Origin of the sequence: Heyndrickxia shackletonii (assembly GCF_001420715.1) — a bacterium.
Classification (GTDB): Bacteria; Bacillota; Bacilli; order Bacillales; family Bacillaceae_C; genus Margalitia; species Margalitia shackletonii.
The window spans coordinates 1,289,660-1,306,649 of sequence record NZ_LJJC01000004.1 but is presented as its reverse complement, the minus strand read 5'-3'; the positions used below and the strand labels follow the sequence as shown (position 1 = coordinate 1,306,649).

The window sequence follows — 16,990 nt, the reverse complement described above, 5'->3', positions numbered from 1 at the left end:
TTACTCATACGTTCTGTGGGCAAGACATCATGGTCTGATAGCCACTTTGATAACACCAATATTGCGGAACTAGTTCAAACTAGGAGATTTTTGAAAAAAGTCATTGATGTGCTAAAAACTGAAGGAATTAAGTAGGCAAATTCCATTTAACGTTAGTTGATTCGTAGTTTTCTTATATTATGATATAGTATCTCATTTAACTTCAAAAACTAGTTTGTGAAACAATGCACTTAAACTCCCTCAATAAGAAAAGGAGATGCAGACACAACTCTTTGTTCCACTAAAGCCCCCTCTACTTTCCTAGCTGCCGTTGCATTTTATTGCTGATCAGTCTGTCCTTGAACCATTTCTCATTAGTAAATTTCCAATTTCTAATGGTAAATAGTCTTGCTAATACTTCATCGTTCTTTACAATTAACTATTCATAAAATACCACTGCATTTTCGTTATTCCTTAGACGAATAGATCTATCTTCAAACTTCTTTTTAGCACCTAGAAAATGCTTAACAGACTGAATCATGCCAGTTATAGCGTCTTCTTTGTTAAAAATAATTGCTTTTTCATCTATACCCAATTTGATATTCGATGCATATGATTGTAAATGAACATAAAAATAATTTGTGAATTTCTCATTTAATCGCATTAAGGGAGAGAGTATCTTTGAATACAGGACAGGAAATTCCGTTAAGTATCCCATTCCCATCAAGGTGGGGTATCCATGCTGCTATTGGTGGTAGACCAATCATTTGGGGGATACTTATCATTAACTCTATTACTAATAACAGGGTAAGTGGAACAATTAATTTTCGTGGAACCGCTATTCCAATTAGGGGGTATTGGAATGAAAATACCAATCAAATAAGATTTGATTCACCCTATGCCACATTTACTGGTCATTTATATATATTTGATGATGTCACTATTAAAATTCGTCATTTGATTTTAAGTGGGCAGCTTATCATGAATCCCCCCTCTTTACAGACTGGCGAACATGGAAGTTGGATAGCTACAACAGAAACAAACCTTATTGGATCCCCCATTAAAAGTGAATCCCTGCCACCCGCCGGAGTCTTTTTAACATCTGATTTATTATACGGCAGCCGATATTGAATTAAAGGGGAATATTGTTGGTGAATGGAGGAATATTCGTACGGACTTTCAGCTAACATATTTGTTTAAAGAAGCCCTCAGTTTTAGATTACATGAGGGCTTTTAGAATATGTTTTATAGTAGAAAACTTCTTCAAATGTTGATGGCTACAGCAACGGAAAAAGGAGACGAGCGCCTTGCTGCATTAAACGCTGGGAAGGAGAGCGCTGCAATATATCCTCTACTTTCAAAGATACAGAATCTTGTAAATCCTGCTCAAATTGTTGTGTAAGTTCTATCGCCACGTCATTACTGTAAAAAAATTCACTCACTTCGTAATTCAAGCGAAAGCTTCTCATATCATAGTTTGCTGCCCCTACTTCCGCTACTTCCCCATCGATAACCATCGTCTTCGCGTGCAACATTCCTTTGTTATATAGAAAGATTTGAACCCCTGCTTCGAGCAACTCTCCGTAATAAGTAAAGCTTGCCCGTTCCACGATTTTTTGATCGACTTCCCGGGGAACCAGTAATCTTACACGTACTCCACGTTTCACTGCTGTCTTAAGTCCCATAATAATATCTTGATCTGGCACGAAATAGGGTGTGGTGATGTCAATGGTTTTGGTGGCTTGTGTTATCCCTATAAAGTAGGCTTCCCTAATAAAAGGCGTAGGAATCCCAGGATTCCCTTCAACTGTATGTACATAGGCTTGGTTCATTTTCTCACTGCCCGGATCTTTATTCGCGTTTGTTTCTTGAATAGTTGCCAACTCGGCGCTCCATTCTGTCATCATGGTAAATGGTTTTGGTAAGCTGATTGTAGTGTTGAGTGGAGAACCATCTTTTCCTGTCCTAGTTTTCATTCTGGTTTTTGACTTTATTTGTTCTGGCGAAGCAATATTCCAATGGTCTTCGAAAATATGGTTCAAATCAGATGATGCTTTACCTGCTATTCTTACATGAGTATCACGCCAGAACCCTATATTTGGGTTTAATCCAGCATAATCATCCCCAATATTAATCCCGCCGGTAAAAGCTTCCCCACCGTCGATTAGGACAATCTTACAATGATCTCTGTTATTCAGGGTTGAAAATACCCAAGGGGGACGTAAAGGAAAAATTGTCCTGCACTCTATCCCTGCATCCATCATCCGGGAAATCTGCGTTTTGGATAATTTTCTGCTACCCCAGCCGTCCCTAATAAAGCGGATATGCACACCGTCCAATGATCGTGCGATAAGCAGATCCGTGATACGCCTCCCAATTTGGTCATCTTTATATATGTAATATTCCAGGTCAATCGTTTTTTTGGCGTTCTGTATAGATTTCATAAGTCTTTCATAAGTTTTCATCCCATTTATAAGCACTTGTACTTGACCAGACCTTAATCCCCCCACGCTCATGTGTTTCAATGTTTGTGCGATTACTTTTGCTGAGTTGCTAAAAGAATCCGGTAACGTGTCTGATTCGTTAGAAGTAGAAGTCGGCTTTTTACGGCGATTCATACGTACGGGATTAGATGTAATCAGATAGAGAACAAAACCAATCGCAGGGAATATAAAACTAATGGCTATCCAATTTAATGCCACTGCTGGTCGCCGTACCTCACGAATCATCATAATGATCATAAAACCAGTATTTAATAAATAAAGCCCGAAAATCCAACTCAAAATAAGCACCTTCTATCTTGACGATTTAAATGATCGAAAGAGTATATGATTATTTCAATAAACACAATTGCAATGATTTTTGTATTAATAAAATGTTTTATTCCCAATTTGGGTCTCCATAAAGCCAAGCAAAAACATTGGACATTATTGCTTATATTGAAGCTCTTCTTGTTGTATTTGTTAATCACGGGGCTCGATACTGTCAATTATAGCTTGAGTTTTTCGATATAGTTGCTTTGCATTCTTGTTTTCGGTTTGTAATGCAAATTGTTCAAAGCTTGCCCAGGAACTTTTTAATCCCGCTACTGTGTTTGGTATACTTGAGTTTCAACAGTCATTTTGTTATTCCTCCTAAAAATGCTGAACTTACAAGTATTGTCTGTTTATAAAGTCGGGAATATACGTGGAAAAGATTAGAGAATAGAAATGATATACTGTTTAGAAGTGTCCAGGGAGAATGTCAAAAACAGTGTAAATGAGGCCAGTATATACATAATTTCCTATTGCCTAATCAACATATATACTCATTTATAAGGACAAACTTTGATAAGAATCTAGGCTTTACACTTACCGAATGTTGCCCGTTTCAGGCTTAAAATTAAGCTATGGAAAAATGGGGCCTTCCAATTAATAAAATCGTAAATCCAAAATATCCAGCTAACAATTAGAGGGCCTAACAATTAATGAAACAAACATCCCAATTAAAAATAGAATGCTTTAAATCCTAATGTATTAAAACCTACCGTAATGATAAAACCATCCAACGCAAAATAACTAATCCAATAATTAATTTCGATTTATTTTGAGGAAAAGAGCGAATAAATTGCTCTTTTCTCCTGTCCTTTAGTTTATTTTGTTTTTCCATTTTTACTCTCGAAAAGTTACCTTTTGTTTTCATACCAAAAAGCCTAAAACACCAACATTTCATTTAGGCTTTTTGGAGCTTCAAGAGTTTTTAGTTGAAAGGCTTTGGATTCGGCAAAAATAAGGAGGTGATTATCCTGCCACAATCATTGTATTCGTTTTAAATATATGGGGTGATTGACCATTATTAAAAATACATTACAGGCACAAAAAACAAAAATGCCTCTGAAAGCAAATACAAGCGTTTCAAACGTATTTTTAAATTAAAAAAATGCTTAGGGACACGTTCTCCCCCTGGGTGTAAGGTAGGATAAATTCAAAATCAAAGACCCTTTCACTGCCAAAAAGCGCTCGATGAAAGGGTCTAAGCTTTGTAAAGGAGGATTAGTCCTACCGAAATAATCCTTTGTTTCCTTTTCCAATTATAAATGTTTTGGCTGACACCCCCTTCTTAGAAAACCATTCAAGGATCTAGAGAATGGGTATTTTTTGCCACATTTGCCTAGTAGTATATGAATCTTTGTTCTGAGATGTGTGTTGAGGCTAATGTATAAAAAAACTTAAATAAGATATCTTATAAAAAGAATTAGACTGAGATAAATTAAAAATTGATCAGTCTTTTGTACGCGATCTTTATAACAATCCAAGTGTTGAGGAGATTGTTAAAACTATTATATCAATGGGACATAGTTTAAATATGAACGTGATTGCTGAAGGTATAGAAACAAAGGAACAACTTTTATTTCTTCAGGAGCATTTGTGTGACCAGGGGCAAGGGTATTTCTTAAGTAAACCTTTGGTGGCAAGCAAATTAAAAGAAAAACTTGATGAAATTCAATTTGCAAAAGGTGCTAACTATTTTCATCTATTGATTGGATATATAATTTGTGGTTTATTTTCTAAATGGGTGGTTAATTTTTTCTTCTATTTACATATAAAACTGCAATCCTAGTTTTAACCCGCTTGATCCTGTTTTCAATGTCTAAGTTTTAATAAGTTAAAACAGTAAACAGTACCACCGATTTATGAAATAACTTGTGCCTCAGTTTACTTCTCATTAAAATGGCCAATTCTTAAAGAAGAGCACACTTTTGCTACAGAAATGCGCACGATTTATTAAAAACGATTCAACTTTCAATTATGTGATTTAATTGTTCTTTCTAATACGAAGTAAAGACTGAATATCTTCTTCGGGCATTTTATCTAATGCGAACAGCATAGCCATATAAGATACCGAATTTTCACTAGATTTATTTGAAACTTTTTACCTTAAATAGTTATTTTAATTTCACTTCTCTTCGGCCTTCCTTAGAAAATTTTCTTTCCACTAACTCCATTTTAACTAATGTCAAAAGTGGTACATTTCAATGGCTGTAACAATATTTTGATAAAACTTTATTCCAAAGCAACATATGTACTAATCTATCAACAGCTACTGAATATGAAAGCTTATGGAATCATTGTCTATAATAAGCGTAATGAAGGCCTTATGAGGGCGCAATGATTGGGTTTGATGAACAATTTGCACTAACATGTGTGAGTGAACATTCTTATCGATACGAAAGCTTTGACGATAAAATATCACTGTTTAAAACACATAAGACCAAGCTAGTTCCCTGACAATCCTTACATTCAAACAATATGGTTTTCGTCTCTTAATGCGGAATAAACAGAAAATCTTCCTCGAAATAATTTGGAATTTTTTACCATAACCCTCATCTTGCTCATAAAAATTGAGGGACCTTAAAGTTTTTTATTCCTGTAATATTTCACAAATTTAAATCTTATTTAGTTCTAAAATTATGCTATTTCTTAAAATTTTCGACTCTTATATCTTTTGTAGGATAAAAAACAAAAAGCTGTAGACATGTCTACAGCTTTTCAAAAATAAACAAGAACCAGCATAAAATTCAAATGATTCTTTAAAGCATAAAATTGTCACTTAAATTTTAAAGAATAAAATTGTAAGTGTGACATTTTTATGGTTCAAGTCACAAAATGAAAAATCCACCAACTATGTATTTGGTGGAGACGGTGGGACGTGCTCTTCCATGCTTTCGTCATGGCACTGACTATATCTTGAACCTGTAATATGAACAGGTCCCCCGGCGTATTATGCGAAAGAAAAATTTATCAATGGTGATATCATTTTCGCATCCTAGTACTACCACTAGAAACGGTGGCAGCCTATAAGTCGATACACGGCTGTTGGATTACTCCACATACCGCTCGGTATTGCCTTACTACAATAGTAGCTTAGGTTTCACCGATAAAGCCGGATTTTCACTTGTATGTTACCATACAAGGCGACTAATTTACTAATCGAACCCACGTCCAGAAATATTGCCACTTAAGCTTCTACGAGCGTAGTCGATATATTTTGGTTTCGCATCAACATATGCCTACCGACAGGCGTCCGTGATGCTAGCCTGATTGTTCTCTTCCATAGTCCCCAGGCGGAGGACGTCCGGCGTATCCCACTTAAGTTGAGACCCTGACCCTACCACATGGGCGATGGAGGGAGGATCAGCTCAGTGCTTATTAGGCAGCTAAAGCTAGGTTTTGTTTAGATTTGCCAGTTATATTTAGGCTTGCGTTTTTACGAGGTCGACCCCTCGGCTCGCAACTCAAGCTCAAACTACCCCTGTCGAATCCGTAACGTCCCCATATATAATATATTGGGATTTAGGATCAATCCTTATGAGCTATGCGCTACAAAATTAATAACTTATTAACTGGCTACATGTACTATTATAACATGTTTATCGTATATTTCAATTGTAAATTTCTGTATCTCTCATCAGTATTGCTGCTGCTTTGCTTTAAATGCCTTTTCGATCTCGCGCTTTGCTTCTTTTTTCTTTAAATCTTCTCGTTTATCGTAGTTCTTCTTCCCTTTTCCTAATCCAATTAATACTTTTGCGAATCCATCTTTTAAGTACATCTTTAGCGGTACAAGCGCATATCCTTGCTCTTTCGTTTCACCAATCAATTTATTGATTTGTTTACGATGAAGCAAAAGCTTTCTTGTTCTTAATGGATCATGATTATAGCGATTTCCCTGTTCATAAGGGCTAATATGCATATTATAAAGAAATACTTCGCCTTTATGAATACGTGCAAAAGAATCTTTTAGATTTACTCTTCCGGCCCGAATCGACTTTATCTCCGTTCCTTGCAGCACAATTCCAGCTTCATATGTTTCTTCAATAAAATAATCATGGCCAGCCTTTTTGTTTTGGGCAACAACCTTGCCTTCCCCTTTTGGCATTCTGACTCCCCCATTCTAAAAACTGTTTCGAAAGCCAGGCACTTATCGGTGCCTGGCACTATCTTTTTATTTTCTTTTCTTGTTCCGATTATTTTTTGGTTTATTAGAGAATGACTTTTTCTTCTTCTTTTTCGCTTGAGGTGGACGATTAGACCATTCTCCCTCATTTTCTTCATTACCTGGACCTTTTCGCTTCGAATCTTTTTTATGACCGCGAACCTTAACAATACGCGGTTTATCATCGCTGCGACGTGGTCTGTTATTTTTCATGCCGACAATTTCAAAGTCAATATCATGTTCATCTTTATTTACTTTGATGACACGAACGGTAATTTCATCGCCGATTCGGAAGACATTTGCTGTCCTTTCCCCTATCATAGCATATTGGCGCTCATCATAGCGATAATAATCATCTGTCATATAGCTCACATGGACAAGACCTTCAATCGTGTTCGGCAATTCCACAAACATCCCGAAATTAGTGACAGAACTGATGATTCCATCAAATTCTTCGCCAATTTTATCTTCCATGAATTCTGCCTTTTTCAATTCATCTGTTTCTCGTTCCGCATCAACCGCTCTTCTTTCCATCTTTGATGTATGATCAGCAATTTCACGTAAAACCGCATCCCATTTTGCACGAGTTGCCTCATCTAATTTTCCTTCAATTAAATAAGTGCGGATCAAGCGATGCACAATTAAATCAGGATAACGGCGAATCGGTGATGTGAAGTGAGTATAAAACTGTGTTGATAGCCCAAAATGTCCAAGACTTTCAGGATCATATTTTGCCTGCTGCATGGACCTTAACATGACAGTGGAAACAACCATTTCCTCTGGTTTTCCTTGCACCGCTTCAATAATTTCCTGCAATGCTCTTGGATGAACGGCATTTGCCGTCCCTCTGACGATAAGTCCAAAGTTCGTGATAAATTCAAAAAAGCGTTGAAGCTTTTCAGCTTTTGGATCCTCATGAATACGGTACATAAAAGGTACCTCAAGCCAGTGAAAATGTTCCGCAACCGTTTCATTAGCTGCAAGCATAAACTCTTCAATTAATCTTTCTGCAACAGAGCGCTCTCTAGTTACGACATCGGTAGGTTTGCCATCTTCATCCACAATAACCTTTGCTTCTTTAAAATCAAAGTCAATAGCACCGCGATGCATTCTTTTATTTCGAAGGAGCCCGGCAAGCTCTTCCATTGTTTCAAACATTGGAACCAATTCTTTATAATGATTTCTCAGTTCTTCATCTTTTTCTACTAAAATCTTATTAACATCGGAGTACGTCATTCTTTCCGTTGTTTTAATGACACTTTCGAAAATTTCGTGACTGACCACTTCCCCCTGATCATTAATCTCCATTTCACAAGATAAGGTAAAACGGTTCACTTTCGGATTAAGCGAGCAAATACCGTTCGATAAACGATGCGGTATCATTGGAATGACACGGTCCACTAAGTAAACACTAGTTCCTCTTTCAAATGCTTCTTTATCGATTGGAGAACCTTCTGTTACATAATGGCTGACATCTGCAATATGAACACCTAGCTTATAGTTTCCATTATCTAATTTTGTTACGGTTACAGCATCATCTAAATCCTTCGCATCTGCCCCATCAATTGTCACAATCATTTCACCGCGCAGATCACGGCGGTTGCCGATTTCACTCTCCTCAATAGTGTCAGGGACGCTATTCGCCTGATCTAATACTTCTTCCGGAAAGCCTTGTGGAAGTCCGTATTTATGAATTACTGAGAGAATATCTACTCCAGGATCATTTTTATGACCAAGGACTTTAATTACTTCTCCCTCCGCATTTTTTCTTCCTTCAGGATAGGATGTTAACCGAACGACAACTTTGTGCCCTTCCACTGCGCCTGCATTTGCATTTTTCGGTATAAAAACATCACTATCAAGCTTCTTATCATCCGGAATGACAAATCCAAAGTATTTACTTTCCGTATAAGTTCCGACGATTTCTTTAATACCGCGCTCTAAGATTCGTACAACGGTACCTTCTCGTCTTGCACCCGAACTTTCTGCTGAAACACGAACAAGAACAATATCCCCATGCATCGCATTATTCGTTTCATGCGGAGGGATAAAAATGTCGTCATACCCTGGCTCTTCGGGTGTAACAAAGGCAAAGCCCTTTGCATGTCCTGTTAGTTTTCCTCTTACCAAATTCATTTTTTCAGGGAGTCCATAGCGATTGCTTCTTGTTCTAACCACCAGTCCCTTTTCTTCCATATATACAAGTGTTTTTACAAAATCTTTAAAATCCGTTGAATCCTCAATCCCAAATGCGGCTTCAAGTTCTTGAACCGTTAAAGGTTTATAAGTTTCATCTCTCATATAATGTAAAATACGGTCAACCCGTGAAAGTATATTTTCTTCCAAATTTTATCCCTCCGTCATTGGGAACATTGTTCATGTTTTTTAGACAGTCCAATTCAATGTTTCTAAAAACTCGTACACATCCTCATGCAGCTGTTCCTTTTCTTTTCCTAGTGTAATCACATGAGTAGATTCCTCGTACCATTTTATCTGTTTTTTGTCCGATTCTACTTCATTATAAATAATATTCGCGCTGTCTGTATTGATCATTTCATCATGTCTTGCTTGAACAACAAAAGTAGGGGCATAGATCATGTCAACATTTTTGCGAACATCAGCTATTAAATCTTGCAGTTCTTTCAACGTTCCCATTGGTGTTTTTTTAAATTCTTCAATTTCTGTTTCAATTTGTTCTGGACTTTTTCCTTCGAATTTTTTATATTGACGAGCGTAATCCACCACTCCGTTATACATGGTTTCTTCACTTTTTATATACATAGGTGCACACATTGGGATAATTCCCTTTATTGCTACAGTGTAACCCAATTTTAGGGAAAATACTCCACCTAGCGAAAGACCTGCAACTGCAATTTCCTCATAGCCTTTTTCTTTAAGATGCTCATAGCCTTTCATGACATCTTGCCACCAGTCATTAGGTCCCGTGTGAACCAACTCTTCTGGAGGTACACCGTGTCCTTTATAAATTGGGGCATGGCATGTGTAGCCTTTTGACTCTAAAAATCTCCCTAGCATTCGGACATCCGCCGAGCTGCCGGTGAAACCGTGGAGCAGTAATACAGCTCTTTTTCCTCCTTCGAATGTAAATGGCTTAGGTGCTACTATTTTCATGATGTACAAACTCCTTTAATTTCGATTCGTTCCATATTATTTTTAACAGAGTATATGTAAACATTCCACAAATACGCTTTGATATGAGTTTATTGCATTAATTATGTAAAGCAGATTCCTCGAGATAAGCTGCTTCCAACCCTATTAAAACAGAATATCATAACAACACAGCTTATGAATAAAAAACAAACCTGACCATCCAGCGGCCAGGTTGAGTACTCTTTTCTTATTCTCCAAAAACAGTAACTGCTAATGCAAATATGAAAAATAATACAGCAAGGACAATCGTGATTCTGTGAAGCACTAAATCCATACCACGAGCTTTTTGTTTCCCGAAAAGTTGCTCCGCTCCACCGGAAATAGCTCCTGAAAGACCAGCACTTTTACTAGATTGTAATATGACGACAGCAATTAAAGCAACCGCATCAATAATTAATAAGGTCAAAAATAACGTATGCATGAAGACCCACCTCCTGAAAAAACAATCACAGAATGCTGATTTTAGACGGTTGTCCAATCTAATTTAGCAATCCGGAACACTATAGATATATTTAATGTATCATAACAGCCAATTAGATACAATCAAATTTTAACGGACGAGATATTGAATATGGTAAGTTCGCGGAATTATTACCCAATTTGGCGGAATAATGCTTAAATTTCGCGGGATTATCCGTTATATTGGCGGGATTCTTTATTTTTCGCTAAAAAAGGTTCTGCAAAGCAAGCATCAAAAATAAGTTTGAGCAAATAAAACGTCATTTTCACATAAAAAACTGCCAGATCCACAGACCTGACAGTTTAAGTAAATTATTTAGATAAGTTATAGAATGAGTTTTTACCAAGGTATTGTGCAGTTTCGCCAAGTTGATCTTCGATGCGAAGTAATTGGTTGTATTTCGCAACTCGGTCTGTACGAGATGGTGCACCTGTTTTGATTTGGCCTGCGTTTGTCGCAACTGCGATATCAGCAATAGTTGTATCTTCTGTTTCACCAGAACGGTGAGATACAACTGCTGTATAACCAGCGCGTTTTGCCATTTCAATTGCATCAAATGTTTCTGTCAAAGTACCAATTTGGTTCACTTTGATAAGGATAGAGTTACCTACACCGTTTTTAATACCTTCAGAAAGTTTTTTCGTATTTGTTACGAATAAATCGTCACCAACTAGTTGAACTTTTTTGCCAAGACGTTCTGTTAGAAGCTTATGGCCTTCCCAGTCATTTTCATCTAAACCATCTTCAATGGAGATGATTGGATATTTAGAAGCAAGTTCTTCATACCAGTCAACCATTTCTGCAGATGTTTTTACAACACCTTCACCTGATAAATGGTATTTTCCGTCTTCTTTGTTATAGAACTCTGAAGATGCCGCATCCATTGCAAGCATAACGTCTTCGCCTGGTTTGTAGCCAGCTTTTTCGATTGCTTCAATGATTGTTTGAAGAGCTTCTTCATTAGATCCAAGGTTTGGAGCAAATCCACCTTCATCACCAACAGCTGTGTTTAAGCCTTTTGCTTTTAGAACTGATTTTAAGTTATGGAATACTTCTGCACCCATACGAAGTGCTTCTTTAAATGTAGGAGCACCAACAGGCATGATCATAAATTCTTGAATATCCACGTTGTTATCCGCATGCTCTCCACCGTTTACAATGTTCATCATTGGTGTTGGCAATTGTTTTGCATTGAAACCGCCAAGATATTGATATAATTCTACTCCTAGGAAATCTGCAGCTGCGCGAGCTACTGCCATGGAAACACCTAGAATTGCGTTAGCACCTAATTTACCTTTGTTTTCAGTGCCATCTAATTCAATAAGTACTTTATCAATAAGAACTTGTTCTGTTACGTCATATCCGATAATCGCTTCAGCAATTACTTCGTTTACGTGTTGAACTGCTTTTTGAACGCCTTTTCCAAGGTAACGGTCTTTATCTCCATCGCGAAGTTCTACTGCTTCGTATTCTCCAGTGGAAGCACCGCTTGGCACTAATGCGCGGCCAAATGCTCCTGATTGTGTATAAACTTCTACTTCTACTGTTGGATTACCGCGAGAATCTAATACTTCACGTGCGTATACTTCTGTAATATGTGGCATTGTAACTATCTCCTTTTCATAAAAAAATTAATGTTTAATTAAAGATGAACCTGTCATTTCTTTTGGTTTTTCAACATTTAATAAGTCTAGCATTGTTGGTGCCAAATCACCTAGAATTCCGCCATCACGCAATTCAATGCCTTGTTTTGTGACAATAACAGGAACTGGATTCGTGGTATGGGCAGTCATTGGCTGTCCTTCTAGCGTTACTACTTCATCGGCGTTTCCATGATCCGCAGTAATAATCGCTGTACCGCCTTTTTCAACAATTAAATCAACGATTTTACCTAAGCATTCGTCGACTGCTTCAATTGCTTTAACAGTTGGCTCTAGCATACCTGAGTGTCCAACCATATCAGGATTAGCGAAGTTTAGGATAATTGCATCTTGCTTATCATTTTGAATTTGATCGAGAAGCGCCTCTGTTACCTCATATGCGCTCATCTCTGGCTTCAAATCATACGTTGCGACTTTAGGTGAATTAATCAGAATTCTTGTCTCACCAGGGAACTCTGCTTCACGACCACCGCTCATAAAGAATGTAACATGAGGATACTTTTCTGTCTCCGCAATGCGAAGTTGTTTTAAACCGTTTTGTGATAAAACCTCACCAAGTGTATTATCAAGATTGACTGGTTTAAAAGCAACATATCCATCCACTGATTCAGAGAATAGGGTCATACATACAAAAAATAAGTTTTTAGGATGTTTTGGCCCACGATCAAATGAACGGAAATCCTCATTCGTAAACGTGTTTGAGATTTGAATTGCACGGTCCGGACGGAAGTTATAGAAAATAACAGCATCATTATCCTGAATCGTAGCAACCGGCTCGCCATTTTCCTTTGTGATAACAGAAGGAATGACGAACTCGTCTAAAATACCATGCTCATAAGAATCCTCTACAAGCTGTAATGGATCAGTATAAGTAGGACCTTCCCCGTATACCATGGCGCGATAAGATTTTTCTACACGTTCCCAACGCTTATCACGGTCCATTGAGTAATAACGGCCTGAAATAGTAGCAAACTCTCCAACGCCATATTCCTTAAACTTTTCTTGGGTTTCCTTAATATATTTAGCAGCTGTTTTCGGACCTACATCACGTCCGTCCAGAAAAGCATGAACGTAAACCTTATCAAGACCTTGATCTGCTGCTAATTTTAATAAAGCAAACATGTGATTAATATGGCTGTGAACTCCGCCATCAGATAAAAGTCCAAATAGGTGAAGTGCTGTTCCGTTCTTTTTCGCATGCTCTACCGCTTCAACAAGAGTCGGGTTCTTCTCAAACTCACCTTCACGGATCGCTACATTCACTCTTGTTAAACTTTGGTAGACAATACGTCCAGCACCTATATTAAGATGCCCAACTTCAGAGTTTCCCATTTGACCTTCTGGTAACCCCACAGCCTCACCGCTCGCTGTAAGTGTATTGTGAGGAAATTCATTCCAATAGCGGTCAAAATTCGGTTTCTTAGCATGTGAAACAGCATTACCTTTTGTTTCACTGCGAAGTCCAAACCCATCCAAAATGATGAGTGCGACTGGAGATTTACTCATGGCTTACCGCCTCCAAAAGTTGTAAAAATGATTGTGGCTCTAGGCTGGCACCGCCAACTAATGCCCCATCAATATCCGGTTGTGACATATATTCTTTAATATTTGCAGGCTTCACACTGCCGCCATATTGGATGCGAATCGCATCAGCAGCATCCTGAGAAAAGCTTTCTGAAACAACGCTGCGGATATGGGCACAAACTTCATTTGCATCTTCAGCTGTAGAAGATTTTCCTGTGCCGATTGCCCAGATTGGTTCATAAGCAATAACTGTTTGTTTAACTTGATCTTCTGTGAGACCTGTTAAAGCTTTTTTCACTTGTGAACCAACAAGTTCTTTTGTTTCATTATTTTCACGTTGTGCAAGAGTTTCACCGACACATACGATTGGTGTTAAATGATATTTAAAAGCAGATAAAACTTTTTTATTGACAGCTTCATCTGTTTCATTGAACATCTCGCGGCGCTCAGAATGACCTAGAATGACATAATCAACACCTAAATCTTCTAATGCTTTAGGACTGATTTCCCCTGTGAAAGCACCGCTTTCTTCAAAGTGCATGTTTTGTGCACCAATTTTTACATCTGAATCTTTTGTAGCTTCCACTAAACGCTCTAGGAACAACGCTGGTGAGCAAATAACGGAATCTACTACATTATTACTTGGAACAAGACCTTTTACTTCCTGAGCAAAAGAAGTTGCTTCCGGTAATGTTTTAAACATTTTCCAGTTTCCTGCGATAATTGGCTTACGCATCTTCCATCTTCCTTTCTACCATGAGAATTACTTATCATTCAATGCCGCTACACCCGGTAAAACTTTACCTTCCATAAATTCAAGGGATGCACCGCCACCTGTAGAAATATGGTCCATTTTATCTGCTAAGTTGAACTTCTCAACTGCAGCAGCAGAATCTCCACCGCCAATAACGGAATATGTATCATTTGCATCAGCCAGTGCTTGGGCCACACCCTTAGTTCCATTTGCAAAGGAATCTAATTCAAATACACCCATCGGTCCATTCCAGATGACAAGCTTTGATTTTTGAATGACATCTTTATATAATTCAACCGTTTTCGGACCAATATCCAAAGCTTCCCAGTCTGCTGGAATTTCTTCAATCGATACAACCTTTTTATTCGCAGAATCAGAGAAATCATCTGCTACAATAACATCAACAGGCATATAGAAATTCACATTTTTCTGTTTTGCTTTCTCCATAAACGATTTAGCTAATTCGATTTTATCCTCTTCTAATAAGGATTTACCGATTTCATATCCTTTAGCTTTTACAAATGTGTAAGCTAAACCGCCACCGATAATTAAGTTGTCGACTTTTTCAAGAAGATTTTCGATTACACCGATCTTGTCTTTTACTTTCGCTCCGCCAATAATGGCTGTAAAAGGACGCTCAGGATTTGATAATGCTTTTCCAAGTACTTCTAATTCTTTTTCCATTAAGAATCCTGCAACTGCTGGCAAGAACTTAGCGATACCTTCAGTGGAAGCATGCGCACGATGTGCTGCACCAAATGCATCGTTTACATAAACATCAGCTAATTCGGCAAATGCCTTTGCAAGCTCAGGATCATTTTTTTCTTCGCCTGGATAGAAGCGAACATTTTCAAGAAGAAGAACATCACCATTTTCTAGTTTGTCAACATCGCTCTTGGCAATTTCTCCATAAGCTTCATTTGATTTACGAATATCTTTTTGTAGTAACTCGCTAAGGCGTTTTGCAACAGGAGTTAATCTTAACTCTTCCACTACTTTTCCTTTTGGACGTCCTAAGTGGCTGGCAAGAATTACTTTTGCGCCTTGGTCGATTAAATATTGAATCGTCGGCAATGCAGCACGAATTCGTGTATCATCCGTAACATTTCCATTTTCTAACGGAACGTTGAAATCAACACGGCAAAATACACGTTTTCCTTTTAAATCGATATCCTTGATTGATTTTTTATTCAACTTACTTTGCCTCCTTTATTAAGGAAATATTAATGATTATTGTTAGCATTAAGCCAACAATTTTCAAAGCATTTTAATAAAAAAAGGAGTGGGGAATGTTCCCCTCTCCCCTAATGCTCCCTTTTTTATTATAGATGTAGGGATTCTAAATATCCATTCATTTTTTCAAAAAGTATAACACATATATTGAATTAATGTGTCATATTAATGGATATTATAGTCCTTTTTGAGCAATATAATCAGCTAAGTCTACTACACGGTTAGAATAACCTGTTTCGTTATCATACCAAGAAAGAACTTTAACCATATTGTTATCTAATACCATTGTAGATAATCCATCAACAGTTGAAGAAGCAGGAACACCATTGTAGTCTTTAGACACTAATGGAAGGTCGTTGTATGCTAAGATACCTTTTAATTCGCCTTCAGCAGCTTCTTTCAATGCAGCATTAACTTCTTCTGCAGTAACTGTTTTATCAAGTTCAGCAACTAAATCAACTACAGAAACGTTTGAAGTTGGAACACGCATTGCCATACCGTTTAATTTTCCTTTAAGTTCAGGTAATACAAGTGCAACTGCTTTAGCAGCACCAGTTGTTGTTGGAATAATGTTTTCAGCTGCTGCACGTGCACGACGGTAATCTTTATGCGGTAAATCAAGAATTTGTTGATCATTTGTGTATGAGTGAACTGTAGTCATCATACCGCGTTTGATACCGAATTTTTCATGAAGTACCTTTGCAAATGGTGCAAGGCAGTTTGTTGTACAAGATGCATTTGAGATAACATTATGATTAGCAGCATCATATTTATCTTCATTAACACCCATTACGATTGTGATATCTTCATCAGTTGCAGGTGCAGAGATGATAACTTTTTTAGCGCCTGCTTCTAAATGTTTAGCTGCATCTGCACGTTTTGTGAAACGACCAGTTGATTCAACAACGATTTCCACTCCAAGATCGCCCCAGCCAAGTTGTGCTGGTTCACGCTCAGCAAGAACTTTCACTTTGTGGCCGCCAACTACTAGGCTGTCTCCGTCTACTGTAACTTTTTCTTCAAGTGTTCCGTGAACACTGTCATATTGTAAAAGATGTGCAAGCATATTTGCATCTGTTAAATCGTTTACTGCAACAACTTCTACATTAGGATTTTTTAATGCTGCGCGAAAAACATTACGACCGATACGACCAAAACCGTTAATACCAATTTTTACTGCCATTTATATTTCCTCCTTTGGATAATAAACAAATAATGTATTTTCAAAAGGGT

Annotated in this window: 12 protein-coding genes, 1 other RNA gene and 1 pseudogene; 2 read left to right on the top strand and 12 right to left on the bottom strand. The window is 37.6% G+C overall.

Going from position 1 to position 16,990, the window contains the following annotated elements:
• Nucleotides 1-660 precede the first annotated feature (660 nt).
• Nucleotides 661-1,110: a hypothetical protein gene (locus AN964_RS06090; RefSeq protein ID WP_055738847.1), complete on the top strand. Its 450-nt coding sequence runs from the start codon at nucleotides 661-663 to the stop codon at nucleotides 1,108-1,110.
• Between the two features lie 146 nt (nucleotides 1,111-1,256).
• On the opposite strand, the gene AN964_RS06085 is transcribed toward AN964_RS06090, so the two are convergent.
• Both AN964_RS06085 and AN964_RS25350 read right to left on the bottom strand, forming a co-directional pair.
• Nucleotides 1,257-2,762, bottom strand: a complete 1,506-nt coding sequence (locus AN964_RS06085; protein WP_055738846.1) for a phospholipase D-like domain-containing protein — start codon at nucleotides 2,760-2,762, stop codon at nucleotides 1,257-1,259.
• Between the two features lie 180 nt (nucleotides 2,763-2,942).
• Nucleotides 2,943-3,100 (bottom strand): annotated as a pseudogene (locus AN964_RS25350) (DUF1657 domain-containing protein).
• A 1,133-nt stretch (nucleotides 3,101-4,233) separates the two neighbouring features.
• On the opposite strand from AN964_RS25350, the gene AN964_RS06080 reads away from it, so the two are divergent.
• Nucleotides 4,234-4,578: an EAL domain-containing protein gene (locus AN964_RS06080; protein WP_083489238.1), complete on the top strand. Its 345-nt coding sequence runs from the start codon at nucleotides 4,234-4,236 to the stop codon at nucleotides 4,576-4,578.
• Between the two features lie 1,367 nt (nucleotides 4,579-5,945).
• Here AN964_RS06080 and ssrA read toward each other — a convergent pair.
• From ssrA to gap, 10 genes are all read right to left on the bottom strand, one after another.
• Nucleotides 5,946-6,284, bottom strand: a transfer-messenger RNA (tmRNA) gene (gene ssrA, locus AN964_RS25345).
• Between the two features lie 142 nt (nucleotides 6,285-6,426).
• Entirely contained in the window at nucleotides 6,427-6,897 is a 471-nt protein-coding gene (smpB, locus tag AN964_RS06075) for an SsrA-binding protein SmpB (protein WP_055738844.1), read from the bottom strand.
• Nucleotides 6,898-6,963: 66 nt separating this feature from the next.
• Nucleotides 6,964-9,255 carry a ribonuclease R gene (gene rnr, locus AN964_RS06070; protein WP_437177109.1) on the bottom strand — a complete coding sequence of 764 codons (2,292 nt, stop codon included), beginning with the start codon at nucleotides 9,253-9,255 and terminating at the stop codon, nucleotides 6,964-6,966.
• A gap of 84 nt (nucleotides 9,256-9,339) precedes the next feature.
• The gene (locus AN964_RS06065) at nucleotides 9,340-10,089 is read right to left on the bottom strand and encodes an alpha/beta hydrolase (protein WP_280513078.1); all 750 of its coding nucleotides are present in this window, start codon (nucleotides 10,087-10,089) and stop codon (nucleotides 9,340-9,342) included.
• 223 nt (nucleotides 10,090-10,312) lie between these two features.
• Nucleotides 10,313-10,546, bottom strand: a complete 234-nt coding sequence (gene secG / locus AN964_RS06060) for a preprotein translocase subunit SecG (protein WP_055738841.1) — start codon at nucleotides 10,544-10,546, stop codon at nucleotides 10,313-10,315.
• A 350-nt stretch (nucleotides 10,547-10,896) separates the two neighbouring features.
• Entirely contained in the window at nucleotides 10,897-12,189 is a 1,293-nt protein-coding gene (gene eno, locus AN964_RS06055) for a phosphopyruvate hydratase (protein WP_055738840.1), read from the bottom strand.
• 27 nt (nucleotides 12,190-12,216) lie between these two features.
• On the bottom strand, nucleotides 12,217-13,752 hold the full coding sequence (gene gpmI, locus AN964_RS06050) for a 2,3-bisphosphoglycerate-independent phosphoglycerate mutase (protein WP_055738839.1): 1,536 nt from the start codon (nucleotides 13,750-13,752) through the stop codon (nucleotides 12,217-12,219).
• Nucleotides 13,745-14,506, bottom strand: coding sequence for a triose-phosphate isomerase (gene tpiA / locus AN964_RS06045; protein ID WP_055738838.1), 762 nt, complete (start codon nucleotides 14,504-14,506; stop codon nucleotides 13,745-13,747). Before tpiA ends, gpmI begins: the two co-directional genes overlap by 8 nt.
• Before the next feature lie 27 nt (nucleotides 14,507-14,533).
• Nucleotides 14,534-15,718 (bottom strand): phosphoglycerate kinase, encoded by a 1,185-nt coding sequence (locus AN964_RS06040; protein ID WP_055738837.1) that lies wholly within the window; start codon nucleotides 15,716-15,718, stop codon nucleotides 14,534-14,536.
• Between the two features lie 214 nt (nucleotides 15,719-15,932).
• The gene (gene gap, locus AN964_RS06035; RefSeq protein WP_055738836.1) at nucleotides 15,933-16,940 is read right to left on the bottom strand and encodes a type I glyceraldehyde-3-phosphate dehydrogenase; all 1,008 of its coding nucleotides are present in this window, start codon (nucleotides 16,938-16,940) and stop codon (nucleotides 15,933-15,935) included.
• Between the last annotated feature and the right edge of the window lie 50 nt (nucleotides 16,941-16,990).